The sequence below is a fragment of the Synechococcus sp. W60.3 genome (assembly GCF_047502615.1).
In the GTDB taxonomy this organism is placed as follows: domain Bacteria; phylum Cyanobacteriota; class Cyanobacteriia; order Thermostichales; family Thermostichaceae; genus Thermostichus.
The window spans coordinates 16,186-41,481 of the sequence record NZ_JANSHJ010000004.1 but is presented as its reverse complement, the minus strand read 5'-3'; the positions used below and the strand labels follow the sequence as shown (position 1 = coordinate 41,481).

27 protein-coding genes are annotated in these 25,296 nt (G+C 60.6%); 12 read left to right on the top strand and 15 right to left on the bottom strand.

Features of this window, described 5'->3' with window-relative positions:
* The first annotated feature begins 149 nt into the window (after nucleotides 1-149).
* The gene (locus NW846_RS02395) at nucleotides 150-368 is read left to right on the top strand and encodes a hypothetical protein (RefSeq protein ID WP_011429298.1); all 219 of its coding nucleotides are present in this window, start codon (nucleotides 150-152) and stop codon (nucleotides 366-368) included.
* Between the two features lie 110 nt (nucleotides 369-478).
* Nucleotides 479-787, top strand: a complete 309-nt coding sequence (gene psb35 / locus NW846_RS02390; RefSeq protein ID WP_099812496.1) for a photosystem II assembly protein Psb35 — start codon at nucleotides 479-481, stop codon at nucleotides 785-787.
* Between the two features lie 177 nt (nucleotides 788-964).
* Here psb35 and NW846_RS02385 read toward each other — a convergent pair whose 3' ends face one another.
* Nucleotides 965-2,116, bottom strand: a complete 1,152-nt coding sequence (locus NW846_RS02385) for a glucose-6-phosphate dehydrogenase assembly protein OpcA (RefSeq protein ID WP_414346422.1) — start codon at nucleotides 2,114-2,116, stop codon at nucleotides 965-967.
* A 119-nt stretch (nucleotides 2,117-2,235) separates the two neighbouring features.
* The gene (locus NW846_RS02380) at nucleotides 2,236-3,834 is read right to left on the bottom strand and encodes a glucose-6-phosphate isomerase (protein WP_414346420.1); all 1,599 of its coding nucleotides are present in this window, start codon (nucleotides 3,832-3,834) and stop codon (nucleotides 2,236-2,238) included.
* A gap of 185 nt (nucleotides 3,835-4,019) precedes the next feature.
* On the opposite strand from NW846_RS02380, the gene ribD reads away from it, so the two are divergent.
* The 3 genes from ribD (at nucleotide 4,020) to NW846_RS02365 (ending at nucleotide 6,591) form a co-directional block, all read left to right on the top strand.
* Nucleotides 4,020-5,129 (top strand): bifunctional diaminohydroxyphosphoribosylaminopyrimidine deaminase/5-amino-6-(5-phosphoribosylamino)uracil reductase RibD, encoded by a 1,110-nt coding sequence (gene ribD / locus NW846_RS02375; RefSeq protein ID WP_099812499.1) that lies wholly within the window; start codon nucleotides 4,020-4,022, stop codon nucleotides 5,127-5,129.
* Nucleotides 5,130-5,572: 443 nt separating this feature from the next.
* Nucleotides 5,573-6,445, top strand: a complete 873-nt coding sequence (locus tag NW846_RS02370) for a hypothetical protein (protein WP_414346417.1) — start codon at nucleotides 5,573-5,575, stop codon at nucleotides 6,443-6,445.
* Nucleotides 6,400-6,591, top strand: coding sequence for a hypothetical protein (locus NW846_RS02365; RefSeq protein ID WP_414346414.1), 192 nt, complete (start codon nucleotides 6,400-6,402; stop codon nucleotides 6,589-6,591). The genes NW846_RS02370 and NW846_RS02365 overlap by 46 nt, the downstream gene beginning before the upstream one ends.
* Nucleotides 6,592-6,787: 196 nt before the next feature.
* On the opposite strand, the gene NW846_RS02360 is transcribed toward NW846_RS02365, so the two are convergent.
* Nucleotides 6,788-7,021: a hypothetical protein gene (locus NW846_RS02360; protein WP_011429292.1), complete on the bottom strand. Its 234-nt coding sequence runs from the start codon at nucleotides 7,019-7,021 to the stop codon at nucleotides 6,788-6,790.
* A 403-nt stretch (nucleotides 7,022-7,424) separates the two neighbouring features.
* Here NW846_RS02360 and NW846_RS02355 point away from each other — a divergent pair, with 403 nt between their 5' ends.
* Nucleotides 7,425-7,664, top strand: a complete 240-nt coding sequence (locus tag NW846_RS02355) for a hypothetical protein (protein ID WP_011429291.1) — start codon at nucleotides 7,425-7,427, stop codon at nucleotides 7,662-7,664.
* On the opposite strand, the gene NW846_RS02350 is transcribed toward NW846_RS02355, so the two are convergent.
* The gene (locus NW846_RS02350) at nucleotides 7,661-8,488 is read right to left on the bottom strand and encodes a DUF1350 family protein (RefSeq protein WP_011429290.1); all 828 of its coding nucleotides are present in this window, start codon (nucleotides 8,486-8,488) and stop codon (nucleotides 7,661-7,663) included. The genes NW846_RS02355 and NW846_RS02350 overlap by 4 nt on opposite strands.
* Nucleotides 8,489-8,924: 436 nt before the next feature.
* Here NW846_RS02350 and NW846_RS02345 point away from each other — a divergent pair, with 436 nt between their 5' ends.
* Nucleotides 8,925-9,167: a hypothetical protein gene (locus NW846_RS02345; RefSeq protein WP_041438072.1), complete on the top strand. Its 243-nt coding sequence runs from the start codon at nucleotides 8,925-8,927 to the stop codon at nucleotides 9,165-9,167.
* A 51-nt stretch (nucleotides 9,168-9,218) separates the two neighbouring features.
* On the opposite strand, the gene NW846_RS02340 is transcribed toward NW846_RS02345, so the two are convergent.
* The 4 genes from NW846_RS02340 to crtE form a co-directional block, all read right to left on the bottom strand.
* Nucleotides 9,219-10,055 carry a SirB1 family protein gene (locus NW846_RS02340; protein WP_099812501.1) on the bottom strand — a complete coding sequence of 279 codons (837 nt, stop codon included), beginning with the start codon at nucleotides 10,053-10,055 and terminating at the stop codon, nucleotides 9,219-9,221.
* Between the two features lie 31 nt (nucleotides 10,056-10,086).
* The gene (locus tag NW846_RS02335) at nucleotides 10,087-10,704 is read right to left on the bottom strand and encodes a hypothetical protein (protein WP_414346410.1); all 618 of its coding nucleotides are present in this window, start codon (nucleotides 10,702-10,704) and stop codon (nucleotides 10,087-10,089) included.
* A gap of 42 nt (nucleotides 10,705-10,746) precedes the next feature.
* Entirely contained in the window at nucleotides 10,747-11,208 is a 462-nt protein-coding gene (locus tag NW846_RS02330) for a divergent PAP2 family protein (protein ID WP_041438070.1), read from the bottom strand.
* An 80-nt stretch (nucleotides 11,209-11,288) separates the two neighbouring features.
* Nucleotides 11,289-12,182, bottom strand: a complete 894-nt coding sequence (gene crtE, locus NW846_RS02325) for a geranylgeranyl diphosphate synthase CrtE (RefSeq protein WP_011429285.1) — start codon at nucleotides 12,180-12,182, stop codon at nucleotides 11,289-11,291.
* A gap of 224 nt (nucleotides 12,183-12,406) precedes the next feature.
* Here crtE and hemE point away from each other — a divergent pair, with 224 nt between their 5' ends.
* Both hemE and NW846_RS02315 read left to right on the top strand, forming a co-directional pair.
* Nucleotides 12,407-13,495, top strand: a complete 1,089-nt coding sequence (gene hemE, locus NW846_RS02320) for a uroporphyrinogen decarboxylase (RefSeq protein ID WP_099812502.1) — start codon at nucleotides 12,407-12,409, stop codon at nucleotides 13,493-13,495.
* Between the two features lie 61 nt (nucleotides 13,496-13,556).
* Nucleotides 13,557-14,540, top strand: a complete 984-nt coding sequence (locus NW846_RS02315) for a glycosyltransferase family 2 protein (protein WP_011429283.1) — start codon at nucleotides 13,557-13,559, stop codon at nucleotides 14,538-14,540.
* On the opposite strand, the gene NW846_RS02310 is transcribed toward NW846_RS02315, so the two are convergent.
* Nucleotides 14,495-15,352, bottom strand: a complete 858-nt coding sequence (locus tag NW846_RS02310) for an inositol monophosphatase family protein (protein ID WP_099812504.1) — start codon at nucleotides 15,350-15,352, stop codon at nucleotides 14,495-14,497. The two genes, NW846_RS02315 and NW846_RS02310, sit on opposite strands and share 46 nt — an antisense overlap.
* 130 nt (nucleotides 15,353-15,482) lie before the next feature.
* On the opposite strand from NW846_RS02310, the gene NW846_RS02305 reads away from it, so the two are divergent.
* Nucleotides 15,483-17,435 carry a serine/threonine-protein kinase gene (locus NW846_RS02305; RefSeq protein ID WP_099812505.1) on the top strand — a complete coding sequence of 651 codons (1,953 nt, stop codon included), beginning with the start codon at nucleotides 15,483-15,485 and terminating at the stop codon, nucleotides 17,433-17,435.
* 317 nt (nucleotides 17,436-17,752) lie between these two features.
* Entirely contained in the window at nucleotides 17,753-18,391 is a 639-nt protein-coding gene (locus tag NW846_RS02300) for a YIP1 family protein (RefSeq protein ID WP_240527284.1), read from the top strand.
* Between the two features lie 38 nt (nucleotides 18,392-18,429).
* On the opposite strand, the gene NW846_RS02295 is transcribed toward NW846_RS02300, so the two are convergent.
* The 4 genes from NW846_RS02295 to NW846_RS02280 all read right to left on the bottom strand — a co-directional run bounded on the left by NW846_RS02295 (nucleotide 18,430) and on the right by NW846_RS02280 (nucleotide 21,393).
* Nucleotides 18,430-18,657, bottom strand: a complete 228-nt coding sequence (locus tag NW846_RS02295) for an indolepyruvate ferredoxin oxidoreductase subunit alpha (RefSeq protein WP_011429279.1) — start codon at nucleotides 18,655-18,657, stop codon at nucleotides 18,430-18,432.
* Between the two features lie 287 nt (nucleotides 18,658-18,944).
* Nucleotides 18,945-19,574 carry a rod shape-determining protein MreD gene (gene mreD, locus NW846_RS02290; protein ID WP_099812506.1) on the bottom strand — a complete coding sequence of 210 codons (630 nt, stop codon included), beginning with the start codon at nucleotides 19,572-19,574 and terminating at the stop codon, nucleotides 18,945-18,947.
* Nucleotides 19,561-20,304 (bottom strand): rod shape-determining protein MreC, encoded by a 744-nt coding sequence (gene mreC, locus NW846_RS02285; protein ID WP_011429277.1) that lies wholly within the window; start codon nucleotides 20,302-20,304, stop codon nucleotides 19,561-19,563. The genes mreD and mreC overlap by 14 nt, the downstream gene beginning before the upstream one ends.
* Before the next feature lie 60 nt (nucleotides 20,305-20,364).
* Complete coding sequence (locus tag NW846_RS02280; RefSeq protein ID WP_011429276.1) at nucleotides 20,365-21,393, bottom strand: rod shape-determining protein; 1,029 nt, start codon at nucleotides 21,391-21,393, stop codon at nucleotides 20,365-20,367.
* Between the two features lie 165 nt (nucleotides 21,394-21,558).
* On the opposite strand from NW846_RS02280, the gene NW846_RS02275 reads away from it, so the two are divergent.
* On the top strand, nucleotides 21,559-21,975 hold the full coding sequence (locus tag NW846_RS02275; protein WP_414346403.1) for a VOC family protein: 417 nt from the start codon (nucleotides 21,559-21,561) through the stop codon (nucleotides 21,973-21,975).
* Nucleotides 21,976-22,337: 362 nt separating this feature from the next.
* Here NW846_RS02275 and NW846_RS02270 read toward each other — a convergent pair whose 3' ends face one another.
* Nucleotides 22,338-23,045, bottom strand: coding sequence for a DUF2993 domain-containing protein (locus NW846_RS02270; protein ID WP_414346402.1), 708 nt, complete (start codon nucleotides 23,043-23,045; stop codon nucleotides 22,338-22,340).
* A 123-nt stretch (nucleotides 23,046-23,168) separates the two neighbouring features.
* A complete protein-coding gene (bchD, locus tag NW846_RS02265) occupies nucleotides 23,169-25,193 on the bottom strand; it encodes a magnesium chelatase ATPase subunit D (protein ID WP_414515241.1) in 2,025 nt (674 codons plus the stop codon).
* Between the last annotated feature and the right edge of the window lie 103 nt (nucleotides 25,194-25,296).

The window sequence follows — 25,296 nt, the reverse complement described above, 5'->3', positions numbered from 1 at the left end:
CTCCCTCAGTATGGCATCGCTCTGGGCACCCCTCGGCAAACTCCTTCCCTCTCGCCAGGGATCCCTACCTCCCCTCGCCAGTCGGAAAAGTTGTCAAGAACTGTAATTTTATGTTAAGTTTGTTTACGTACAGTTATGAGGCATTACCTATGCAATCCTCTCCTAGGATCCCTTCTCGCCTGGACTCCGCTTCTGTGGCCCAATACTACGACACCACCAACGACTGGATCCCGGGCTGGACGGAGCAGGCGGAGCGTTGGAATGGCCGCCTGGCTATGGTGGGTTTGGTGATCAGCGTTGCCACAGAGGCGCTGGTGGGTCACAGTGTTTTTGCCACCACTCTCGCTCAATGGCTGGGACTGCGATAGTTGAGAACATCTGAGTTTTACGCAAGCATCAGGTCGGGCGTTCTGTCTGGGGGCTGCCCGATCGGCTCGCTACCCAGGCTATTGACTGTTTCACTGAACCCAACAGGCCGATGATCCTCGACAACCCTTTCTTTCCTTACATTGCCGTTATGGTGAGCGGGCTGGTGGCTGCTGTTGCCCTCGGTTCGATGGCTTTCTTCAACTCCAAGCGTCCTGCGGGCTGGGAGGGTGCTGCTCGTCCGCGATACGTGCCTCAGTATGGGCAAGAGGGCGAGGCTCCGCCCGAGTGGGAAATTGGGTGGACGGAAAAGGCCGAGCGCTGGAACGGGCGATTGGCCATGCTGGGGTTTGCCATTAGCATTGCGGTGGAAGCCCTGGTAGGTCACAGCGTGCTGGCCTCCGTCCTGGGGCTGCGCTGAGCTGGCTTCGACAGTGGATAGGCGGATCTGGCTAGCTTTCTTGGGCCGATTTGTCGGGATATCCCGAGAAGCCTAGGTTCTCGTCTGTCAAGCGCTGGGTTGGGGTCTTCGCTTCCCTGCATTTGAACGCGAGACAGTATCCGTCTCCCCAAGATTGCCAACAACGAAATCGAGATTCTACCCCAGCGCTCCGCTTTTCTTTAATTTGAGGATCTGGGCCACCACCCCTAAGGTCTCTTCGTAAAGATAGTCAGGGCCAGGCCGCTGCAACTCGGCAGCTAGCAGCGTTTCCAAGGACTCCTGCTCCAGGGGAGCCACCTGGCGAACCATGCACCTCTGGGCACCTCCCATGGCTTCCATGCGCATGCACCCTGTGGTTTCTGAACAGAGCACGGTGCAGGCGTCGGCTTCCTGGTTGCTGGAGGTGAGGCGCAAGCCGATGAGATCTCCCGCCTGGCTCATCTCCGAGACCAGGGGCACGGCAGCCAATTCTGCCCTCACCTCGCCTCCCGCTTGGGTTTGGAAGCGGATGCGGTCGATCTCGTAGTCGTGTTCCCAAGTCTGGGCCCGCTCGGTGGGCGTCCACCCCAGCCGGCTGGCCAGCCAGCCCAAGAAAAGGAGGGCCTGGCAGGGGTTGCCAGCTCTGTAGTCAATGGTTACTTGATCTATCCAGGACAGAGACTCTCGCCGATCTGGGGGGTCGAAGGCTTGGGCGGTGAGTTCCTGCCAGGGCAGCAGCCGTCGCCAGTTGAGATCCCCGCAGTGGTGCCCCTCGCTGATGAGGAGATGAATTTCCTGCAGGTCTTCTTCTGGGTTGACAAAGCCCCGCGAGTCGACGATGACGCGGTTGCTCAGGGCTACCAGCTTTTGAAACAACAAGCTATTCAAGTCTAAGTTCCCTTGCCACCACAGGAACGTGGGCAGGTTGGGGATCAACAGCGAGGCGACAGTGCTGCAAGCGCGCACAAAAGCCGATTCCGGCGCTTTCAGGGTGATGTACTCACAACACACCAGCGAGCTGCGCTGCTCGCGGGTCACCGGGCAATAGGCCGCCACCTGGGCCTCGATGGCGTCGTCTGTGGCTCCCTCCCGTTTGGCCCTTAGGTCGATGACGCGGCAGGGGTTCTGGGTGGCAATGGCTTCGACGGTGGGGGAAGGCAGCAGCAGGGCATCGTCTAGCGACTCATACACCACCAGGGTAAAGGTGGCAGCCCGGGCGGCAACGCTCTCTCCCTTGGAGGACCAGATCTTGTTCAGCTCCTGCTCAATGTCCTCGATGGAGACATCTTTTGGGGTTTGTAAAGGCAGGACGGCGGCAGGTTGGTCCATAGTCTCCTCCTGGAGTAGCCTCTTGCTCGATTCTAGGCAGACAGGCCGGCTGCACAGGAGGGGTTTAAGGTAAGGTACAGATTGGTCAAACCTCTCTTCAGGTTGCCTCTTCTATACTCTCAGGCCGGGCGCGGCTGGATGCTTAGCTCCAAGGGTCGGCCAGGATCCCCCACAAGCACTAGACTGCGGCCATTGGCTTGCAGATGCCGCACAATCCAGTACAGGGTCTCGATGCGCTCTGGGCAGCCCAGTTTTTCCGCCAACTGGGGCAAGGTCAGGGATCCCTTTTGCTCTCGCATCACCTCCAGCACCTGGCGCTGGAGCTGCAGGACGGCGCTGGCCGCTTTCTTGCCTGCTTCCACCCCCGGCTGGTGGTAGGCGTTGACCTGGATTAAAGAGGCGTAGAGGCCCACTGCCCGTTCGTAGAGGGCAATCAGGGCCCCCACGGAGCGGGCGTCCACCCGCGGCAGCGTCACCGTGATGGAGTCGCGCCCGTTTTCGTAGAGGGCTTGGCGGGTGCCCTGCAGCAGGCCATCCAGATAGTCGCCGCTGGTTACCTCGGGCTCTACGAAGGGGGAAGGGATCCCCGGCTCGCGATCCTGGAGCACCTCGATGAAGGTGACGAAGAAGTTGTTGAGGCCGTCCCGCAACTGCTGCACGTAGGCGTGCTGATCGGTGGTGCCCTTGTTGCCGTAGACGGTTAGGCCCTGCTCCACGCGGTTGCCCTGCAGGTCGTGGGACTTGCCTAGAGATTCCATCACCAACTGCTGCAGGTAGCGGCTAAACAGCGCCAGGCGGTCTTTGTAGGGTAAAACCACCATATCCTTGCGCCCTCGCCCCTCGCCGACGATGTACCAGGCCATGGCCAAGAGGGCGGCAGGATTGCGCTCCAGATGGGGTACGCGGGTGGCTTTGTCCATGGTGGCAGCTCCGGCCAGCAAAGCCCGGATGTCGATCCCCTGCAACGCTGCCGGCAGCAGGCCCACCGCGGAAGTTTCCGAGGTGCGCCCCCCCACCCAGTCGAAGATGGGAAAAACGGCTAGCCACCCCTCCTGCCGCGCCTGCTGCTCCAATTGGCTGCCGGGGCCGGTGATGGCCACTGCATGGGCAGAAAAGGGGATCCCTGCCTTCCGGTAAGCCAGCTCCACTTCCACCAAGGCGTTGCGCGGCTCGGGCGTGTTGCCGGATTTGGAGGTGACAACCACCAGGGTTTGTCCCAGTTTGCCGGCCAGCCGTCCCAGCACCCGGTCAAACCCGTCCGGATCCGTGTTGTCGATGAAGTGAATGTTCAAGGGCGGCTGCAGCGGAGCCAGGGCCTCCGCCACAAATTGTGGCCCCAGAGCCGAGCCGCCAATGCCAATCCAGAGCAGCTCGGTGAAACGCCCTCCCCCACTGGCTGGGATCGTGCCGCAGTGGATCTTCTTGGCAAAGCTCTCCACCTGTTCGAGGCAGTCTTGAATTGCCTGCCGAATTTCGGCGCTAGGAGCCAGCTCCGGCGCCCGCAGCCAGTAGTGGCCCACCTGGCGGCCTTCGTCGGGATTGGCAATGGCCCCGGCTTCTAGGGCCTGCATCTCGGCAAAGGCGCGGGCAAAGGCAGGCCGCAGCGCTTCCACCTGAGCGGAAGTAAAACGGATGCGGCTGATATCCACAAAAATTTCCAGCTCGGGATGGTAGTAGAGCCAATCGCAGTAGCGCTGCCAAAGTTGAAGGCTGTCCATGGGATCCCTTCTGCCAAGGCCGTAACCAGCTTACCAAAAACGCCCTCCAGCTCCTGGACGGGCCAGCGGGTGAAGTCGCCAACAGCGCCCAGATCCGTCGCGCACTTGAAGGGAACGGGTCGGCTTTTGTTCCCCAGATGGCAAGGCTAGAATCCAGAGCAACTGTAGCTTGATCCCGGCCCCTTATGAACTCGGATCGGCAATGGATGGAACGGTGCCTGTCCTTGGCCCGCTCCACACCGCAGCGCCCCTCCCCTAACCCGCGGGTAGCTTGCGTTATTGTCCGGGGGGATCAGGTGGTGGGGGAAGGCGTTCATCCGGGAGCCGGCCAGCCCCATGCCGAGGTGTTGGCTTTGCAACAGGCGGGATCCCTGGCCAAGGGCGCTACCCTCTACGTCAACCTCGAGCCCTGCAACCACTACGGGCGCACCCCTCCCTGTACCGAGGCTATCCTGGCTGCCGGGATCCGGCGGGTGGTGGTGGGAATGCAGGATCCCAATCCCCTGGTGGCCGGCAAAGGGATCCGCCGCCTGCAGGAGGCAGGGGTTGAGGTGACGGTGGGGGTGCTGGAGCAGGAATGTCAGGAGCTCAACGAAGGCTTTGCCTTCGCCATTGTGCAGAAACGGTGTTTTGGCCTGCTCAAATACGCCATGACCCTAGACGGCAAGAGCGCCGCCGCCACCGGCCACAGCCGCTGGATCAGCAATCCGCTGGCGCGAGAGTGGGTTCACCGCCAGCGGGCCTGGCACGATGCAGTCATCGTGGGCTCCGGCACCGTCTGGCACGATAACCCCCACCTTACCTGCCGCCTGCCGGATTTTCACGGATCCCAGCCCCTGCGAGTGGTTCTCAGCCGCTCTCTGAATCTGCCCCCGCTGGCCCACCTGTGGCGAGCGGAGGAGGCGCCAACTTTGGTGATTACCGAGGCCACTGAAGCCCATCCCCTCTGGGGATCCCTGGCCAAGCAAGGGGTGGAGCTGCTGCACCTGGATCAAGTAACCCCGGCTCAAGCGGCGCAGGTTCTCTTTGAGCGAGGCTGTCTGAGTGCCCTCTGGGAATGCGGCGGCACCTTGGCCTGGGCAGCCCTTAAAGATGGGGCCATCCAGAAGGTGGCCGCCTTCATCGCTCCCAAGATCTTGGGCGGGGCCGACGCGCCAACCCCCGTAGCAGGAGAAGGGATCCCGGATGTGAACCAAAGCTGGCAACTGTTGGAGCCGCAACTGCAGACTGTGGGGGATAACTGGTTGATAACCGGGAAGATCCTCCCTTCTGGCGCCGACGACTCCGGTGAATGATTTGTTCTCGATGACTCTCAATTGTCATCCGAGAGAGTTTTAGGTTTTTGAACGAACAAAATCATATCTGCTTAAGGTAAACGAGTATACTGCTCAGAAAGAATGTGGCGTTTCTGAAAAACAGGGATCGAAACTGAGCTAGCCTGTGATAGGCTACTGGTGCCCTCTAGAGCTTGCGGTTCAAAGGAATATAGCCCACAGAAAAAACCTTACCTGAGTAAGGTTTCAGCTCGTGTGACGATACGGGTTTTGCCCAAGCAGGCTGTAACTGCCATTTTGCCAAAAGCCACCCGGATCATTGAGCTCCTCTGGGGTGAGCCTTGAGAAAGCGACAACAAAGGGCTGTCCTTCTTGTCCAGTCTCCTTTCGTTGCCTGCCCGGCGAGCTGATTGAGAACTTTCCCCTCTCATTTCCCAGTACAAATCTTGGTAGGGAGGATCATCATGTTGAACCTTTTTGCCGGCCTGCTCTTTGCCTCGGCTCACCTCAGCCCTTCAGGAAATGTCCTCATTGAAGGAGATGTGGGGGAGTGGGCTTTTGCCGATCGCCAAGTTACTGAGACAGCTACATTGACTGTTCTCATACGGCCCGAGGCGAGCTTGGCCTCTTGGAGAGAAATGCTCTCGGTCATGAACGTTCAGGTACCAAAATTGCCCCGCTTCCTGGCAAACAATATGCGGAATAATCTCCTAGAGTACTGCCCCCAAACAACGTGGGAGTTTCACCGGGAAAGCGAAGAGGATGTCCTCTACGAGTTCCGTAGCGCCGGCTGTCGTGGGCAGGTTGCCGGGATCCAAGAGCATGAAATTGGCCGCATCACCCAAGGCCCAGACGGCCCTGTGCGCATTGCCTACGCCGCCAAGCCAGAGATGACACCCGAAATGCGGAGCCGCTGGCTGAACTTGCTGGGCAGCGAGGTGGGGACGGCTCGGGGCTTTCCCATCCAAAACCTTACCGGGGCCGCCCGAAAGCCTTCTTCCCCAGCTCCAGAGCAGCCGATCGCCCACTGGCTACAGGAAGCAACCGAGGCCCTGAAGCGGCAGGAAGATTTGCTGGCCGAGCTGGATCGCCTCGCTCAGGAAGCGCAAGCCAATGCCCGCGCCTATAGCCAGAAAGCCCCAAACGAGGCGGGGACAAGGGTGATCAGCCTGCACCGAGGTCGGGGAGACGGCAGCCCTGGCGAGGCCACAACCGAGTTCAAGACCACTGACACCTTGATCTGGGCCATCTTGCCGGTGGGCAGCCTCCCCCTGCCAACGCCCAGGTGGAGATGCTCTGGTACTACGAGGGCGGAGAAGCCGGGAGCGAGCAACTGATCCGCAAGTTTGATTTTCCCTGGGATCCCCTAGCCGACACGGTGCGAGGCTTTCTCAGCTTCAGCCAACCCTACACCGGGCGCTACCGCGTCGAGGTTCATGTCAACGGCGAGAAGATAGGAGTTGGCCGCTTTACAATTCGGTAGCCTTAGCTTGGCTCCCGCTTCCAACTCTTTTCTCTCGGAGGGAGACCGGCCTCTCTCTTAGAAGACTTACAGACAACAATTTTTAATTTTAACTATAAATCCAGACTTTCCGGCAGGGCAATGTCCATCGCCATCTGCCTGTTTTTCGCGCTGTGAAGACCGTTGTGCTGAGAGCGAAAAGATAGCTCGACATTCTCTAGCGAGTTCTGATCACAGCTCTAGCTTTGAGGTTGTAGATAAAGCTGGTGCGGTACTGCAACAGCAAATTGCGCAGGTAAAGGGGCAAGTTGCGCTGGTAGAGTAGGCGAGTTCTGCGGTAGATCAGTTTGCGGCGACGGTTGATCGCCCGGCTGCGCTGCTGCAAAGGAGCCTGCAGAGAACGCTGAAGTGCCAGGGATCCAGCCGCGCCGGCCAGCCTCCGCCGTACCATACCCCACCTCTCAAGCAGCAGTTAGCTCAAGTGTAAGGGATCCCCCTGCGAGCAGCCGCTGGCGGGTCGATGTATTTTGGTATCCTGCAGACAATTGGCCTGAGGAGCTAGGAGCTGCCCGGAAGCTTTCTCCTTTGCCAGATCTTGCAACAGTTGCCGGCGCTTCCCCCGAAGGGCGACAGGTGTAGGCCGCTTGAACGCCCAGCAATCTTTGCCAGCGGGATCCCTTTGGGGCCTGTAGCTTAGACAAGGCCGGCAAGGCCCCAGGGGGCCGCGCCCGCCGCTACCCCGCCGACAAGTTGCTGGCTGCAGAAGACAGAGAACTCTTTACGCTTTAACCAGGTTTTGTCAATAGCAGTTGAGCGACAGGTTCGTTACAATAGATTACAGCTTAGATTACGATATGTTGATTATCCTTGCCATTGTGATCCTACTGGGGTTCTGGGCGCTGCGCTTAATGGAACAGGCGTTTCAGCGGCAGGAGTTCTCGCGCATGTTGGCGGGAACGCTGGTGGCCGTAGCTGCCGGTGGTGTTTTAACCTGTTACTTCCTGATGAGCGATATTCTACAGATGCTGTTTCCTCTGCAGGCTCAGTCTCCCCACTCACAGGAGCTCCTCTCCGACCTAAGCTGGCTCGACTAAGCCAGTTGTGCTGCCAGCCAGGCTTGAATACTCCGGATCATTCGTTGGTTAGGAGCCAGTAAGTTTTGATAAAAAAACTGCGCGAAAGCATCGATGGGACTGAACTCCCCCCCGACCCGGAAAGGATAGCTGAAACCCAGCGGGGTTAAGTGATCCCCCTCCAGGCGTTGCCATTCGGTGTAGCCTCCGTACTTGCGGCGAAGCTGTTGATAGAGCAGCGGAATATCGTCAATATCATCCTGCTGAAACTCTACAAGCAGGTTGTTTCTAACCGGATACTGCTCCTCGATAAGGCGATTGGTTTCTGCCGGAGAAGGCTCAAACTCCAACCACAGATTCACTGGCGGTGACGAGGATCCCATCCACATCCGCCACAGAGTGCTCAGTTGCTGTTGCGGCCACGCCTGGGCCAAGGCCTGCAGCACCGGCAGCGCCCGTTCCAGTCCCGCATTGCTGTAGGCCAAGAAAATATTGCCGCGCCGCTGGGATCCCAAAGAAGGAAGGGCTAGGCAGGAGAGGATCTGCAGCTTACCGCCAAGGCTGTGGCCCAAGCCAAAGAGGGGCAACCCCATCAAACCTTTGCTCTGCAGGCTTCTATGCAAAGATTGCGCTGCTTTAAAAGCCAGTTGCGCGTGATCGATATCGGTGGTGTAGGGGGTAGCCACAACGGCCATGCCCATACGGGCCAATTCTTCCAGCAGGCGGCTGTAGAAAAATTGTGGGGCGGATCCCACAAAAGCTCCGCCCAGAAAGTGGATCACGGCACGGGGTTGGGGAGGCAGAAGAAACCAAGTCTGTCCATCCGTTTGCCAAGTCAATGTCATGGTGCTACAACCTCACCTGCGATTTGACTGGGATTTCCCACAAAACCCGCTAGCCGACAGGATCCCACTTCATCCTAATGGAGTACCAACAGACTAGTGGATCGCCCCCGGGATCCTAGACCAAGCAACTCACTCGTGGCGCGACTGGCCCCAAAGTCGCCAAAACTGCAGCAGCTATCGGGTGAACCCATCACTCGCACCCCCTTCGCAAAAGATTGGGAAAGGCGAACCGGACAAGCCTCCCTGGGGAGCTCCCAAGCCTCGGCGAGGCCCCGTGAAAGTACCCTTGGCAGTTTCCCTTAGCATGGGCGGCCCTAGATCTTGGCCAAAATACGTGATCCTCAGGATGGCTACGTCAAGTATTTCTTGCATTCTAGGTTTATGAGCTCAGATAACAAATTCTCCGCTGAGATTGCCATCAGATTGTGAGGTTGTAATGAGCATTCGCGAGATTATCGACGAGGTCTTACGATCCTCGACCCTGACGCTGCAGCAAGAGTTTTCTATTAACAAAATCCTTCGGGAAAAAGACTACAACCTATCTGACCTGGAAGCTTTAGACGAGCTGGTAGAGGCAATTCTTCGCCAGGAGGTGAAAGCTGCTCCAGACTCTTGCAAAAGCCCCAGCGACACCCAAAGATGGCAAGGCGAGATCTCAGGTGAGATCCGTATTGCTTAGGTGGCCAGCTCTCGATTGGAGGATTTTTTCGAGCAATTGCTGCACCTGACTTTAGTCAGAGTAAGCTTCTAGCCTTTGTAGGATCTCTTGGATTAAATGCTCGTCGGGGCCGCTGAGCTCTGGGTGGAGGGTCGCCTGGTTGAGGTAGTGCCTCAGATCCTGACAGGCCTGCTGCCAACGCCCCAACTGGTAACAGAGCAAGCCCCGATCCCTCAGGTGGGGCAAGGACTCTGGGATCAATAACAAGATGCGCTCCACCGCTGCCAAGGCAAGCTCTAGCTGGGCGCGGCTCAAGTAAATCTGCTTAAGATTGTTGAGCAGCCGCACCAAGATTAGGCGAGGAGGGGTGGGGCGGAGGTGATGATCTTGTAAAGGGATCCTGGGCCCGTAGATCTGTGCCAAACGCTCTTGGCAGTCCTCGGGAAACAAAATTTCTCCCTGATGAAAGGGATCCACAAAAATCTCCGCGTCTGCAAACAGGGGCCGCACCAGAAAGTGGCCGGGCATGCCTACCCCTGCCATGGGAAAATCGATCCGCCGCGCCAGCTCTAGATAGATCAGAGAAAGAGTGATCGGGATCCCGGTGCGCCGATCGATCACCTCGTTTAAAAAGCTGTTGCGCGGGTCATAATAGTCTTCGCTGTTGCCACAAAAGCCCAGATCTTCAAAGAGATAGCGATTTAAAATCCGGATGACGCGCAGGGGGTAGCGCTCGGGAGGAAGACGCTCTTGCACTTCTGCGGCCATCTCATCCAAAGCGGCCAAATACTCTTCTACATCCAAGTCGGGATAGGCTTCTTGGGCGATCCAGAGGGCCGCTCGGCCCAGATCGATGGGATCCGCTTGAATTTCTTGGAGGAAGCGTTGGCGGGCAGCAGGAATGCTCATGGGAGGCTGGAGTGTTTGTCAACCATCTCGGCTAGAACAGCAGCGTGCAGAAGCTGGTCAACAGCAGCGTCAATGCCGTCAGAAGCAGGCTAAAGCTCCACAGCCCCACGGCGGCAAACAGGAGGAGCCCGATGACCCAGATGAGCAGAGCATTCCAGTAGGGCCGGTTGGGGGCCTTGGAAACGTTGATTTTTTGGAAGAAGGGCAGCAGGATAAACGCCACATCCAGCAGCAGCCGCGGCAGCCGCAAATCCTGGGGCAACGGCCGATCCCGCACTGCCAAGTAGAGCAGCCCCCAGCTCAACAGGAGCGGGAGCAGCAACAGGTAATTGGATTCGGCCAGCAGCGGTCGATCCACGACTAGCGGAAACAGAGGGCTGATCCCCCAGCCCAGATAGAGGTAAAAGTCGAACTTCAACAGCGGCTGCAACAGAGGGGGCAGGCCGAGGCGCTGAATGTGTTGTTGAATCCTACTCCCCTGAGCTCCGGATCTCTGGCCCCCAGATCCGCCTGTTTGAGGGGTTTGCCCTGCCGGGGTTGCCCGCCAACCGCAGTGGTCGCAGTAGGGGGACTTGTAGCGATAGGCCGGGATCAGCTTGCCACAGGCCGGGCAGCGCTGGATCGGACGAGGTTGAGAACTGGAGGCCATGACCACCCGTGATGCTCCTGCTCTAGCATGCCCCAATTGCGTTCAGTTGATTCCCAGGACAAAAGATAACGTGATACAGGCTGCCCCCAAGGCTGCTCCGGCGATCACCTGGACGGGCGTATGGCCCAGCAACTCCCTCAAGTAGGGCTCCTGGAAGCGATCTGCACCCTTCTCCTCAAACCATTCTTCCATGAGGCGGTTCAGCACCCGCGCCTGCTTGCCGGCAGCCTGACGGATCCCGGCGGCATCGTACATCACCACCAGCGCAAAGACCATCGTTGCCGCAAACAGCAGGCTGTCCCAGCCTTCCTCCAGCCCCACCCCCACCGACAAAGCCGTTACCAGCGCTGCGTGAGAGCTGGGCATCCCCCCTGTCTCCACCAAAACCCGCAGGTTGAGCTTGCCCGAACGCACATAGGCCAGGATCAGCTTGATGGCCTGGGCCAAGACACTGGCCAGCAGAGCAACCCAGAGAACGTGGTTGGCCATCAACTGCTGCAGCATACGGCTCTCCGGCACCAGAACGCGACCAGGGTCTCCGACAGGGTGGACAGGGATCCCATCTACCTTCTTGTCCTCTTGTCTCAATGCTGGCGGCGGGTGATGAAATCGGCCAGAGCCAACAGGGGCTCGGCCTGGGATCCGTAGGGGCGCAACGCCTCCTTGGCCGATTGGATCAGTTCCTCAGCTTTCTGCCGGGAAGCCTCTAGGCCCAACAAGCTGGGGTAGGTGGCTTTGGCGGCAGCTTGATCCTTGCCTGCCGTTTTGCCCAGTTGCTCGCTGGTGGCAGTAACATCCAAAATGTCGTCCACGATCTGAAAAGCCAGGCCGATGTCCCGAGCGTAGTGGCTCAGCCGCGCCAGCAGCTCCTCATCGGCCCCTGCCAGGATCCCTCCCGAAACCACCGAGGCCTCCAGCAGAGCACCCGTCTTGTGGCTGTGGATGTACTCCAAAGTTTCTAGGGAAATGGCTTTGCCTTCGGACTCCAGATCCACCACCTGGCCCCCTACCAAGCCGGTTGCCGCCACAGCATGGCCAATGCGGGCAATGACTTGCAGCACCAACTGCGGCGGCACCCCCCGCGTTTGGCTGGCGATATGCTCAAAGGCATAGGCCAGCAGGGCATCTCCTGCCAAAATGGCGATATCCTCGCCGAATACCTTGTGATTGGTGGGCTTGCCGCGGCGAAAATCGTCGTTGTCCATCGCCGGCAGATCGTCGTGGATCAGCGACATGGTGTGGATCATCTCCAGGGCGCAGGCGGTGGGCATGGCCTGCTCCACAGAGCCGCCGGCCAACTCACAGGCCGCCAGACAGAGGATCGGCCTCAGGCGTTTCCCCCCCGCCAGCAGGCTGTAGCGCATCGCCTCGTAAATGCGCTCCGGATAGGCGGGAACCAATGCCGCAGAAAGCGCCTCTTCCACCTGTTGCTGGCGTTGGCTCAAGTAGGTGTCCAGGTTGAAGGTTTGGGCAACCAAGGGAGGGCTCCTCTCAACTCAGCAACGGCGGGAAGGGGTTCTACAACAGGCCTGCAAGCTGACATTATCTCATGTCCACTCTAGGTCGGGATCCGCCTTCCTCAGCCGGTGAAAGCAAGTTGCAACCCCTAAGGAAAGGGTCAAGAGGAAGGGCCGCGAGCTTGCGCTAGCCGTCCCCCCAATGTCAGGATGCATTGAGGATCTTGAACCGGCTTGGTCTTCCCATGTCCCACTCACCTGCTCAGCTCAGCGCTTCTCCTTCCTCCGTCGGCGATGGCGACCGTCTGCTGCGGGCGGCCCGCGGGGAAGTGGTAGATCGTCCCCCCGTTTGGATGATGCGCCAGGCGGGTCGCTACATGGCGGCCTACCGCGAGCTGCAGAGCAAATACACCTTCAAGCAGCGCTGCGAGATCCCGGAGCTGGCGATTGAGATCTCGCTGCAGCCGTTTCGCGCCTTTGCCCCCGACGGCGTCATTATGTTCAGCGACATCCTCACCCCCCTCGAGGGCATGGGGATCCCCTTTGAGTTGGTGGAGCAGCAGGGGCCGATCATCGACCCGCCGATCCGCTCCCAGGCCCAAGTTGAGCAAATCCGACTGCTAGAGCCGGAAGAAAGCCTGCCCTTTATCAAGACCATCCTCAGCACTCTGCGCCGCGAGGTGGAAGGGAAGGCGACGCTGCTGGGCTTTGTCGGCTCCCCTTGGACCTTGGCCTGCTACGCCGTGGAGGGCCGCAGCTCCAAAGATTATGCCCATATCAAGAGCCTGGCCTTCACTCAGCCGCAGGTGTTGCATCAGTTGCTGAGTAAGCTGGCGGATAGCATTGCCCGCTACGTGATCTACCAGATCGAGTGCGGCGCCCAGGTGGTGCAGCTCTTCGACACCTGGGCCGGCCAGCTCAGCCCCGGCGACTACGAAACCTGGGCCTTGCCCTACCAAAAGCAAATTGTGGATCAGGTGAAAGCTCGGTGCCCGCAGGTGCCGCTCATTCTCTACATCAACGGCAGCGCTGCTTTGTTGGAGCGGGTGGGCAAAGCTGGCATCGATGTGTTCAGCCTCGATTGGATGAGCGATATGGCCGAGGCCAGGGCCCGCCTGGGATCCCTGGCGGTGCAGGGCAATCTCGACCCGATGGTGTTGCTGGGATCCCCGGAATTCATCCGGCAGCGCACCCTGGAGGTGATTCAAAAGGCGGGATCTCGCGGCCACATCATGAACCTGGGCCACGGCGTGCACCACACCACTCCGGAGGCCAATGTCCATCACTTTTTCGAGACGGTGCGCCAGGCGGCAGAGCTGCTCAAAGCTCTCTAGCCGTATGGAAAAACCCCTTGACTTTAGGGGTAGGGTTTGCCTTACGAGCCAGGGATCCCCGGTGTACATCAGCGTCATCATCCCCACCTACAACCGCCGTCCCATCTTGCAGAAATGTCTGCAGGCCTTGGCGCAGCAGCAGCCTGGCCCCTACGACGGCTACGAGGTGGTGGTGGTGGACGACGGCTCCACCGATGGCACGCTGGAATGGCTGCAGAGCCAGCCGCCAGATTTGCCGCCGATCAGGCTTTTGTGCCAAGAACACCGCGGCCCTGCTGCCGCCCGCAACCTGGGGTTTCGCCACGCCCAGGGATCCATCATTGTCTTTATCGACAGCGACCTGGTGGTGGTGGAGCACTTTTTGGCCGCTCATGCCCAGATGCTGCGGCGACACGGGGTTACCGGCAATCCCGACTCGCCCCACGAGGCCAAGGTCTTCACCTACGGGCGGGTAATCAACACCTGCAATTTTCGGGATCCCTGCTCCGAGCCCTTCAAGCCCACCGATTTTTCGGCAGCCTTCTTTGCCACCGGCAACGTGGCCATTGCCCGCCATTGGCTGGAGCGGGCTTGTGAAACCCCTGCCGGCCCCTTTGACGAGCGGTTTCACCTCTACGGCTGGGAAGACCTGGAGCTGGGGGTGCGGCTAAAGCGCCTGGGCCTGCGCCTGGTCAAGTGCCCCCAAGCCACCGGCTACCATTGGCATCCGCCCTTCGAGCTGGCGCAAATCCCAGCCCTCATCGAGCGGGAGCGGCAGCGGGGCCGCATGGGCATCCTCTTTTACCAAAAGCACCCCACCTGGGCCGTGCGCCTGATGATCCAACTGACGCCTCTGCATCAATGCCTGTGGGGCCTTCTGTCGCTGGGGGGGTGGCTGAACGAGAAGCGCTTAGAGCCGCTGCTGCGCTGGTTGATCCGGCAGGGCCGCTCGCAGTTGGCCTTGGAGCTGTGTCGGGTTTTCTTCCTCAACTGGTACAACGTCCAGGCGGTTTACGAGAGCTACAGAGCGATGAAAGCCCGAAACACGGGGATCCACCTGTTCTGAGCGCTCACCAGCGTCGGATAGGTCAGCCGACCATAGTCCTTGCCGGGGAGCAAGGGCGTTCCGGGATCCGGGTCGGCAGGGCCAAGGGGTTCCCAAACGGCGCCGGCCCCCTTGACAATGGCCCACACCGCCGCCACATCCCAGATCTTGGGCGAGCGTTCTACCGCCCCCAAAAGGCTGCCGCCGGCCACCGCCAGCAGGTTGTAGGCAGCGCCGCCCAGCATGCGGGCTTTGCAGGGAAATTGCGGGCTAATCCAGTGGCTGCTGCGGGAGCAAAAATTAAACAGTTGGTTGGGTCCGGGTGGGGCGGTGCTGGGGCGAATGGGCTGAGGACGGACGGGATCCCGGTCGTGGCGGATGAGAAAAGCTCCTGCCGGCGCGTCGTCGGGAAACTGAGGCCAGTAGCCGTAGAAAGTCTGGCGGATGGGGGGCAGATGCACACAGCCAAACACAGGCACACCCCAGTGCAACAGCGCCAGCGAGCTGCCCCAGATGGGGATCCCGTGGGCAAAATTGGTGGTGCCATCCAGGGGATCCACCACCCAGCACCACTCTTTCTCCAGGAAAATGTGGTTGGACTCCTCGCTCAGGCAGCCGTGATCCGGGTAGGCCGCGGCAATTGCCTCCTGAAAGGCGCGATCCGCCCATTGGTCAGAAGCGGTCACCAAGCTGCCGTCCGCTTTTTCCGTAGAGGAGGCCTGGCCAAAGTCTGCCAAGAGCTGCGCTCCGACCTTTGCCGTGGCCTGCAGGGCAAACTCGGTAACCTCCAGCCAGAAGGGCGGGAGAGAAGCGGTTTCAGGAGAAGCACCCATGCCCCAATCCTAGCGGGATCCCTGACTTCTGGGGCGAAAAAGGGCGGATCCCTCACCCACAGGTCTTGCGCCCTCAAGCTGACTAGAATCATTTTAGGTAGACCCTCCCCTCGGCTGGCCCTCCTCCTCCATGAACCAGCGCCTAATTGGACAACTGATCGGCAACCGCTACCGACTGACCCACCACATCAGCGAGGGTGGCTACGGCAATGTGTTCGAGGCGGTGGATACCCAGTTGAATGACGAGCCGGTGGCCGTTAAGTTGTTGCGCCCGCCGCCGCCAGACATGGAGCCGGAGTATTACCAGCAACTGCAGCAGCGCTTCCTGGACGAGGCCAGGGTCAGCGCCCTGTTGGGCGAGCACCCCAACATTGTGCAGGTGCGCTCCTACGGTCTGTACCAAAACCAGCCCTACCTGGTGATGGAGTACCTGAAGGCCAAGCCTTACACGGGCCAGGGCTTGGACTATGTGTTGGCACGGGAAGGTCCCCTGCACCCAGAGCGGGTGGTGAACTTGGCTTTGCAAATTTGCTCGGCCCTGCACCACGCCCACAACTTTCACATGGATCTGGGCAAACACTCGATTCGAGGGGTCATCCACCGCGATATCAAGCCCAGCAACATCTTTGTGCAAAAAGGGCCCGATGGCAAAGAACGGGTCAAGCTCCTGGACTTTGGCATTTCCAAACTCATGGGGGAAACCTCTCGTGGCCTGACGCAAACCGGGTATTTTTTGGGCACGATGGTCTATGCCTCGCCGGAGCAGATGCGGGGAGAGAAGCTGGATGGCCGCTCCGACATCTATTCCCTGGGGGTGGTTTTGTACGAGCTGTTAACCGGTGCGTTGCCCTTCGAGCCAGAGACCGACACCCTGCAGGGCTGGTACCACGTCCACAACTTTCAAAAGCCCCGCCCTTTTCAAGACCATCCGCTGCCCCACCCCATCCCTGAGGCCCTAGAAAAGGTGGTGCTGCGTTGCTTGGAGAAAGACCCTGCCCTTCGCCCGGCCACCATGGAGGAGCTGGCCCAGCAGCTCCGAGCCGTCTATGGGGACAAGATCCCGCCTCCCCCTCAAAAGGCTCCTCTGCAGCGGATCCCTGCCGGCTTTGGCCAGCAAGCCACCCAGCAGAGCCGAGCCGCCCCTGTTTCGGAAGCTGAGGAAGAAGAGCTGCAGCGGGCGGTGCGTTTGATCGAGGCAGGCGAATACAAAATGGCTGTCCACCTGCTTAACAAGCTGATCCAGAGTGCCCCCAACGAAGCCCGCTACTACCTATACCGCGGCCTGGCCCACCAGCGGCAGGGCCATTGGGGCCTTGCCCAGATGGACTATCAAGGAGTGCTGCGGCTGGAGCCGGGTAACCCCTCGGCAGAACAGGGGCTGCGCGAGGTCGAACAGCAGGTCGGCCAGGAACAGGTTAGCCCCCACCAGAAGCCCACCCTCCCCACCTCAGGCAAGCCCCGCCAGAGCAAAGGATTGGCCCTGGGCTGGCTCCTGGCCAATTGGGCGGCGGCTGGGATCGGCTATCTGGGGCTGGGGGCGGCAGCTCCCCTGCTGGCTGCTTTGGGTTCGCTCCAAGGAGCGGTGGCCGGGGCCGGCCTGGGCTTGGGGATGGGGCTACTCCAGTGGGCGGTATTGCGGCGGCAGGTCTCTTGGCGGTGGGTGGCGGCCACGCTGCTGGCCACCGCTTTGGGTTGGGTAGCAGCAGATACCCTGGAGGCGGGGATGGCAACCTTCGCTTTCGATCCCAGGGATCCCTGGCTGCAGAACGCCTTGCAGGCGATGGCCAGCCCGCTGCGTGGCTTGCTGGTGGGGCTTGGCGTCGGTGGATTGCAAGGGATCCTCCTGTCCCGGCATGGGAAAGTTGCCTGGGCCTGGGTCTTGGCGGCAGGGGTAGAAGGAGGAGGGGCAGCTCTGCTCATCCATTGGCTGTTGGCCGGCTCTGCCTTGAGCCGTTGGCTGCTGCTCCTTGCCGGGCTGCTGGCTCACACCCGTCCCCTCAGCGCCCTGGTGCTTGCTAACTTAAATTGGCGCCGCATCCCTGCCGTTCAAAATTGCCAACAGGCCAAACAACAGGCCGCCTAACCCCCATCCCACAACCACCTCAGCTCCCCTCAAAACTTGCCTGACGAGGGATCCCGTGCAGCCATTAAGAGCAAGAAGGCCCTCCAGCGAGAGCCTTCTTGAGGATCCTATTGCGCCGTTTTACCGTGGTTTTCGACCTGGAAAAGCCAGTGTAGGACATCGGGGATGACTATCGATAGTTTCCAAATCGAGTTTGGCTTACTGCTCTCACATCCACACCCGTCCTAATTGTCGAAGGGTATCGATCGCAAAAACGTAACGGCAGTCACCAACGCCTCAGAATCCTTAGCCCATCATACCGCATCTGCGGGCCGTGCTTGTCAAGTGCTCATCAGGGCTTTGCCAAGGACGGGATCGGCATTTGCTTGGCTTTGGAGGAGCCCTCTTGTCGTTGGGCTAGGATAGGAGGGCAGACCGACTTTTTGCCGGCCATGCTCGACTCTTTGTTGGATAACATTTACGGCGCTTGGTTTCTGCCGGAGCCCACCTTTCGCTCGCTGCGGCAACAGCCTGTTCTCTGGCAAGCTTTTGGGGTGGTGGCGCTGCTGAACATTCTCGAGGCTGTGCGTCGTTTCGGGGTAAACCTGCCGAGCATGGTGCTGGCGCTGCTGGCAGGCTTCCTGGGATGGGTAAGCCTGGCGGCCCTGCTGCAGGCGCTGGCCTTTTGTTTTGGGCGGGCTGCCCCTTCTTTTGCGTCGCTCCTCTGCCTGACGGGCTTTGCTGGCCTGCCCTGGCTGCTGCTGGGACCTGCCCAATCCTTGGGCGGAGTGGCTGGATCCCTGTTGGGGTTCGTGGCGCTGTTGTGGTTTGTGGTTTGGCAGGTGCGGGCGGCAGCGGTGGCGCTGGATCTGGAGTGGTGGCGCCTGGCGGGTCTGATCCCGTTGGCCTTCCTGGGCGGGCTCCTGTCCTTGAACTGGTTGACCAGCGCCGTTGTGGCTTTGGCTTCTCTGGGCTGAAAGGCAATTGCAAAATTGGGAAGAAGCAGCCCGCCGGGCTAGTTGGGCACTCGCTGCAGGTGCGGTTTTTCCTCCGGCAGGATCGCCCCTTCCACAGGGCAAACCTGAAGACAGATGCCACAGTCAATACAGGTGGCAAAGTCGATCCAGAAGTAGTCGGTGCCTTTGGCATTTTTGCCGTCCCCAGGGTGAATGCAGGCGACGGGGCAGGCCTCCACACAGTCGGCAACGCCTTCACAAATATCGGTGACGATGGTATGAGGCATGGATCCCTCTCCCTCAATCGAGTCAACCTCAACACCTTCCCATCCGCTTGGCCCAGAGTCTGTTGGCCCGTTGGCAGTGGGTGGCAGAGGGCTTTGTCATTTTAGGCGAAAACGGATCCCTCTGAGAGCGACCCCAAGCCCTCACCCCCCGTTCCTCTCCTAGGGAGAGAGGAAATGGGGCAAGGAACCGTTTTGCCGCCGTTGGGAGCAGTAGCTGTGCAACCGATGTCCCATCGCGCCCGGCAGCGGCTGTGGGGAATGCAGATCACTGGCGGTAGAACCTGCAGCTAGGTCTCTCTCAAATCCCGCTCTTGAGATTGCCACCAACGGCTGAGGGGCCAATAGAGAGCGGGGGCCCACAGGCTGCTTAAAATGGCCGACGTGAGGGCATTGCGCTGATGGTTCCACCAGATGCTCTCCAGAGAACGGGGGCCATCGCCGCCAATGGCGCCGGCGGCGGGCGAGGAGTTTGCCAACCCATCCAACCAAGTTGCCATTTCCGCCGGCTCGAGGCCAGCGGATCCCTGAGAGGCCGTCAGCCACATCCATTGCAGCGCCATCAGCGTCTCGGCAATCACCACCATGCCGAAGACGATCAAAGCCACGGAGATGAAGTCCTCTTGCATGTAGCGCTGCTTCTGCAACTTGGCCGTGAGGATCCCGACCACCGCCAACCCCAGGGCATGGGTAGGATAAGGGTTGGTCAGGGCATCCTGCAGAAAACCCAATGTGATCCCGGCAACAGCCCCCTGCCAAGCCTTGCGCCGCACGCTCCAGCACACCACCCAGATCAGGGGCCAATCGGGGGTTAGGCCCGCCAGCTCCAAGCCCGGCCCCCGCCACCAAGGGGCCACCACCGCCAACAGCCCTGACAAGGCGGTGACCAGCCAATTGAGGCGAGACTTAAGGTTGAGCATAGCGGTAAATCAAGGCCCACTCCAAGAGGCCCAGGGGCGCCGACAATTCGACTGTGGCTTGTGGGGCAGGGCTGGCATCCAGGTTGATGGCTCGAACCGTTCCCACCACAACCCCCGCCGGGTAGAAGCTGCTCAGGCCCGAAGTTACCACCACATCCCCCACTTCCACTTTGGGATCCTTATCGAAAAAATCCAAGATGGCGTTCTGGGTGCCGGTGCCCCGCAAGATGCCCATGTGCCGGCTGCGGCTGAGCATCACCCCGACACGGCTGGTGGGATCGCTAATAAGCAGCACGCGGCTGGTGTTGGGGGTTACCGCCTCAACCCGCCCGACCAATCCCCCCGGTGCCATAACCACATCTCCTACCCTGACCCCATGCTGGCTGCCGCGGCTGAGGGTGAGCTGTTGCCACCAGTGATCGGCGCTGCGGCCCACCACCGCCGCCGGGATCCCTGCTTGGGGCATTTGCTCGGTAAATTGCAGCAGGCGCTTCAGCTCGCGGTTTTGGTGCCGCAGCTCGGCCACCAGGGCCTGTAGCTCGCGGGTGGCGGCCTGGCTAAGTACGGCGTCAGGATCCACAGGTGGACGGATGGGTGCGGTGAGCCAACTGTACAGCTCCACCAGCAGGGATCCCTGGGTCTGGCGCAAAGCCCACGCCCCTCCTATCGCCGAAGCAGACAGGAGCAACCCCAAACCATAACGCATCCACCACTGGTGTAGCCGATTCAAGCAATACCTCTCTAACCCACTCGACTCACACCTCGAATCAGGGATTCAGAGGAAACTCCTCTAACCCTTGAAGCTGCCGCTCAACACTCGACCCAAGGTTTTGAAATCCTCCAAAACCCGCCCTGTACCGAGCACCACACAACTGAGGGGATCCGGGGCAATGTGAACCAGGATCCCGGTCTCATGGCTGATCAGGGCGTCTAGCCCCTTGAGCAACGCCCCCCCTCCCGCCAACATAATGCCGCGGTCGATGATGTCTGCCGCCAATTCCGGCGGCGTGCGCTCCAGGGTGCGCTTGATGGCCTCCACAATGACCGAGAGGGGCTCGGCCATGCTCTCACGGATCTCAGTGCTCTTCACCGTCACAGTGCGGGGCAAACCCGAAAGCAAATGCAGCCCCCGCACTTCCATGGTCATCTCCTCTTGAGTTGGGTAGGCAGAGCCGATTTGAATTTTAATCTCTTCGGCAGTGCGCTCCCCGATGGTGAGATTGTGAACTTTTTTCATGTACTGAATGATGGCCTCGCTCAGCTCGTCTCCTGCCACCCGCACCGACTCGCTGAGGACGATCCCTTGCAAGCTGAGGACGGCCACCTCGGTGGTGCCGCCGCCGATGTCGATGATCATGTTCCCGGTGGGCTCTTGCACCGGCAGCCCCGCGCCGATGGCTGCTGCCACCGGCTCATCCACCAAATACACCTCCCGCGAGCCGGCTTGCAGGGCCGCTTCCATCACTGCCCGTCGCTCTACGCCGGTCACCCCACTTGGGATCCCGATGACGATGCGCGGGGCGATCAAGTAACGACCTCCATGCACCCGCTGGATGAAGTGCTTCAGCATCATCTCCGCCGTGTCGAAGTCGGCGATCACCCCATCCCGCAGAGGACGCACAGCCACGATGTTGCCCGGGGTACGGCCCAACATTTTTTTGGCATCTTCCCCCACGGCCAGCGGTTGTTTGGTGTTTTGGTCGATGGCGACGACAGAGGGCTCCTGTAGGACAATGCCGCGGCCAGCCACATAGACTAGGGTGTTGGCCGTGCCCAGATCGATGCCCATGTCACGGGAAAATCGGCTGAATAGCCCCACGGTAGGTTGCTCCAGTTTTTATTCGTGAAGAAAGAGCAGCAAGTCTCGCTACCTACTATAGTCCAATCCTAGGAGAGGCGGGGATCCCTTTCCGAGTGGCGCAGTTAGGGCTGGCTATCAGCGGAAGTTCGGATTAGAATGAGTAGCTTCCTTTTTCCGGTTGCGATGCAGATTGCTGCAGCTTTGCTGAGCTTGGCCACCCCCAATTTGCCCCGTTTGTTGCACTTTTACCAGGCCCTCTTGGGGATCCCGCCCCAAGTCCAGCTCTCCAGGGAGGGAGAGCCAGTGTATGTGGAGTTTCGCCTGCCTGGCCTGCGACTGGGCCTCTACCGCAGTCTCCATCCAGAGTTTGCCGCCCAGGCGGGAGCAGCAAGTCTTTGCCTGCAGGTGCAGGATCTGGCGGCATGCCTGGGATCCCTGGCGGCGGTGTTGGCGGAGCACCAGATCTCCGTTTCGCCGCTGCGGCAGGCCTTTCACGGCCAGGAGGTGGACTTCCGGGATCCCGATGGCAATCGCATTGTGTTGCACCAACCTTCTGCGGTCTTCTGGCAGGCGATGACCTGGGAGGGGACTTGCAACTGAACCAAGACCCCTGAGGCTCAGGGGAGACTCTTTGGAACCTTTTCGAGCAAAAAAAGTTGTGGCAGGTGCTATGTCCCAGCCTGAATTCAAAGGGTCGTAGCCAGTTTGGGGGGACAGGCTTTTTCCCAATTGGGGCAAGAGGCCGGGGTGTTGGGAAAAGTCCCCCATCCCCTGTGGTTGAGAATAGTTAAAACTCGGAGGCTAGGTAGGGATGGCGGTGTCCCCGTTGAGGCTGAGCAGGTCATGAAAAAACCTCTGGGCGTCTGTCCGTGTTTCGACCCCAGAGGCTTCTTCTCTTCACTCCTCACCACCCCTGAGCGTACCCGCCTTCCAAAAGGTTGTCAAGCATTTTCCCAGGGGGGCTAGCGGGTGGGAAACCGCACCAGAGCAGCGCTGCCGTAGAGGATCATCTGGTGAGGCTGTAGGCACACCCGATCTAGTCGCAGCTTGCTCCCTTGCAGGGCTAGCCGATCCAAATCCAGGAGCGCATTCAGGTGATCCACCAAGGCTCGGCTCAGGGCCCGCCCCTCCTCCGTGTCGCCCTCAAACAGCGGATCGGCAAGGCAAATGCGGCGACGTTCTAGCACCTCGATGCGAGCGGAAAAGCCCACCTGCAAGGGCTTTTCTCCCCCTGGCTGAACCTCGGCCTGCAATCGCAACCGCTGCTCTGGGGTGAGGTGAACCTCGACCTGATGAAATGAGAGCGGCTTGCCCCCCTGATCCACCTGAGCCAGCTTGTTCAGCACAAAAGGCGTGTTAAAGGATCGCGCCAGATCCGCTTCGCTCAGCACCACCCGCATCCTGGCCTGCACCGGCTGCCGCAGCTTAATCCGACCCTGCCAGATTTGGCTAAAGTCAATGGCTACAGCGTTGCAAAACAGCTCTAAAAGCGAAAGCCGCAGGCCGTTGTACATCTGCAGGTTCTGGCCCACCAGCTCAAAGCTGTCGATGCGTCCTTGCAACAGCTTGGCAATGGGCTCTGCCCGCACGCGCGCCTCCAGCCGCTCTGCCTGCTTGAAGAGAGCGCGAATGGCTGCGCTCACTCCCCGGCTGACCCAGTCAGTAAGCATGGGATGAGGCAAAGAGAGTTCTGGCAGGAGTCCTGTGACCATAGGGCAAGCTAAGAGCGCCTACAGGGATCATAACCAACCATTAAGAAAAGTTACAGCTCCTACCGAGGGAGAGCTGCTCTCTCAAGGGTATGGGCGTCCCTCTTGCATGGCCGAGCGGGCCACGGCTGCGATCCCCTGGTCGGTGGCGCGGGGCAGATGAAAGTACCGTCCGCCCGCCAGTTCCACCAGCTCGGCGCTGAAACCGGTGGTTACAAAGCGGCTCTGCGAGTCGATGAGAAGCAGCTTCAATCCCAGGGCGCGGATGCGCAGGGCGATCTCCCGCAGCTCCTGCTTCAGGTCGATGGGATCGCTTTCGCTGCGTCCCAGGGAGCGGCTGAGGGGGATGTTGGCCCGGCCATCGGTGAGGGCTACCAGGAGCACCTCTCCCACGTCGCCGCTGGCGCGGGCGTTCACCCCCAGGCGGACCGCTTGGGTGAGGGCATGGGCCAGTGGGGATCCCCCGCCGCAGGGCAGGGATTCCAGGCGGCGGCGGGCCAGCTCGATGGAGCGGGTGGGGGGCAGCAGCACCTCGGCAGCCTCGCCGCGAAAGGCAATCAGGGCAACTTTGTCGCGGTTTTGGTAGGCCTCAGTGAGCAGGCGCAGGGCGGCGCCTTTGGCCGCCTGCATGCGGTTGAGGGCCATGGAGCCGGAGGCGTCTACCACGAAGATCACCAAGGCCCCTGCCTTGCGGGCCAGCTTCTTGGCGCGGATGTCGCCGGGCTCAACAATGACGGCCCGCCCCGGCTGCCGCTGGCGGCGGCTTTTCTGGTAGGGGGCAGCCGCCCGCAGAGTGGCGTCGACGGCGATGCGGGGATTGGCGCCCTGGGGCAGGATGGGCTTGACGTAGCGGCCCCGGTCGGCGCTGAACACCAGGCTGCGGGATCCCGTTTTTCCCTGCTGGTTGAGGGACTGGGCAAAGGCCAGCAGGCGCGGGTCGAGGGCAATGCGCTCCGGCTCGAAGAAAAACTCTTCCGGCAGACTCAGGTTTTCCGGTTGGGGATCCGTTTCCTCTCTATCTTCCCCATCCTTGTCGGGATCCGGCGGCGGGGGATCCGACTGTTGGGATGGTGGCGGGGGGGGAGGCGGGGGCTGGTCGGGGTCGTAACGGGCGCGGGGCAGCAGCACCAGCTGCACGGCCTGCTGCAGATCCTCGGCCAGGAGGCGATCCCGCCCCTCCAGCGCCGCCAGGGCACAGGCGGCTCGCAGGGCAAATTGTTCTCCCCGGTGCCCTTGGACGTTGCCGCGGATGGCCTCCTGCACCAGGTAGAGGAGCTGTTCCCGCTGCGGCTTGACCTGGGGCAGCCACTCCCGCGCCAGGAGAATGCGGGTGCGGATTTCCTCCAGTTCCGCTTGGTGTTCCGCCAGAAAGGACTCGGGAGCGTCGACAAATTGCGTTGCCCGCTGGACAATTTCCCTGCGCTCTTCCAGGCTCAGCTCCTGCCCCACCGGCACCACCAGCGCCAGGCGATCCAGCAGGTGGGGGCGCAGGGATCCCTCTTCGGGGTTGTAGGTGGCCACCAAGAGAGGCCGGCAGGGGTGTTGCAGGCTCAGCCCTTCCCGCTCCAGGCGGTTGACCCCATCTCCCACCACCGTCAGCAGCAGGTTGACGATGGCGTCGTCCAAGAGGTGGATGTCATCCACGTAGAGCACGCCGCGGTGGGCGGCAGCCAAGAGCCCCGGCTGAAAAACCGTTTCCCCCTGCCTCACCGAGGCCTCCACATCCACGGATCCCAAGAGCCGATCCTCGGTCACCCCCAAAGGCACTTGGACAAAGGGAGGGGCTATCACCTGGGTGGGGGGTGTCGTTCCCTGGGGGTAGCGGGCCTTGGCCCAGTCCGACCAGGTCTCGGGCCGCGCCGGGTCGTCGTTGCAATAGGAGCCGGCAATCACCTCGATGGGGGGCAGCAGGGCGTGGATCCCTCGGGCCAAGACCGACTTGGCCGTGCCGCGCGGCCCCACCAGCACCACTCCTCCCAAGCTGGGATCCACCGCCGCCAACAGGAGAGCCAGCTTGGCGGTTTGCTGGCCGACCACGGCGGTAAGAGGGAAAGTGCGGGGAGGGGCTAGAGCTGCCGATCCTGAGGTTGAGGAGTAGAACGTGGCCATCGGCACGATAGGGGCTCGAGGTAGGGAGACATGCACTCAAGTCTATCGCTTGTAGGAGTTTCCCGGAGCCTTGCCAACTGGCTACCGCTAGCCTCTTCCTCGA

What these genes read in the sequence shown, in the direction of transcription:
- NW846_RS02385 (WP_414346422.1), bottom strand. Translation starts at nt 2,116, where the DNA reads ATGGACCAACCTGCCGCCGTCCTGCCTTTACAAACCCCAAAAGATGTC.
- NW846_RS02360 (WP_011429292.1), bottom strand. Translation starts at nt 7,021, where the DNA reads ATGGTACGGCGGAGGCTGGCCGGCGCGGCTGGATCCCTGGCACTTCAG.
- NW846_RS02350 (WP_011429290.1), bottom strand. Translation starts at nt 8,488, where the DNA reads ATGACATTGACTTGGCAAACGGATGGACAGACTTGGTTTCTTCTGCCT.
- NW846_RS02330 (WP_041438070.1), bottom strand. Translation starts at nt 11,208, where the DNA reads ATGCTGCAGCAGTTGATGGCCAACCACGTTCTCTGGGTTGCTCTGCTG.
- NW846_RS02355 (WP_011429291.1), top strand. Translation starts at nt 7,425, where the DNA reads ATGTTGATTATCCTTGCCATTGTGATCCTACTGGGGTTCTGGGCGCTG.
- hemE (WP_099812502.1), top strand. Translation starts at nt 12,407, where the DNA reads ATGTCCCACTCACCTGCTCAGCTCAGCGCTTCTCCTTCCTCCGTCGGC.
- NW846_RS02310 (WP_099812504.1), bottom strand. Translation starts at nt 15,352, where the DNA reads ATGGGTGCTTCTCCTGAAACCGCTTCTCTCCCGCCCTTCTGGCTGGAG.
- psb35 (WP_099812496.1), top strand. Translation starts at nt 479, where the DNA reads ATGATCCTCGACAACCCTTTCTTTCCTTACATTGCCGTTATGGTGAGC.
- mreD (WP_099812506.1), bottom strand. Translation starts at nt 19,574, where the DNA reads ATGCTCAACCTTAAGTCTCGCCTCAATTGGCTGGTCACCGCCTTGTCA.
- NW846_RS02345 (WP_041438072.1), top strand. Translation starts at nt 8,925, where the DNA reads ATGAGCATTCGCGAGATTATCGACGAGGTCTTACGATCCTCGACCCTG.
- NW846_RS02275 (WP_414346403.1), top strand. Translation starts at nt 21,559, where the DNA reads ATGCAGATTGCTGCAGCTTTGCTGAGCTTGGCCACCCCCAATTTGCCC.
- NW846_RS02395 (WP_011429298.1), top strand. Translation starts at nt 150, where the DNA reads ATGCAATCCTCTCCTAGGATCCCTTCTCGCCTGGACTCCGCTTCTGTG.
- NW846_RS02380 (WP_414346420.1), bottom strand. Translation starts at nt 3,834, where the DNA reads ATGGACAGCCTTCAACTTTGGCAGCGCTACTGCGATTGGCTCTACTAC.
- NW846_RS02270 (WP_414346402.1), bottom strand. Translation starts at nt 23,045, where the DNA reads ATGCTTACTGACTGGGTCAGCCGGGGAGTGAGCGCAGCCATTCGCGCT.
- NW846_RS02370 (WP_414346417.1), top strand. Translation starts at nt 5,573, where the DNA reads ATGTTGAACCTTTTTGCCGGCCTGCTCTTTGCCTCGGCTCACCTCAGC.
- NW846_RS02305 (WP_099812505.1), top strand. Translation starts at nt 15,483, where the DNA reads ATGAACCAGCGCCTAATTGGACAACTGATCGGCAACCGCTACCGACTG.
- NW846_RS02335 (WP_414346410.1), bottom strand. Translation starts at nt 10,704, where the DNA reads ATGGCCTCCAGTTCTCAACCTCGTCCGATCCAGCGCTGCCCGGCCTGT.
- NW846_RS02340 (WP_099812501.1), bottom strand. Translation starts at nt 10,055, where the DNA reads ATGAGCATTCCTGCTGCCCGCCAACGCTTCCTCCAAGAAATTCAAGCG.
- NW846_RS02295 (WP_011429279.1), bottom strand. Translation starts at nt 18,657, where the DNA reads ATGCCTCATACCATCGTCACCGATATTTGTGAAGGCGTTGCCGACTGT.
- ribD (WP_099812499.1), top strand. Translation starts at nt 4,020, where the DNA reads ATGAACTCGGATCGGCAATGGATGGAACGGTGCCTGTCCTTGGCCCGC.
- bchD (WP_414515241.1), bottom strand. Translation starts at nt 25,193, where the DNA reads ATGGCCACGTTCTACTCCTCAACCTCAGGATCGGCAGCTCTAGCCCCT.
- NW846_RS02365 (WP_414346414.1), top strand. Translation starts at nt 6,400, where the DNA reads ATGCTCTGGTACTACGAGGGCGGAGAAGCCGGGAGCGAGCAACTGATC.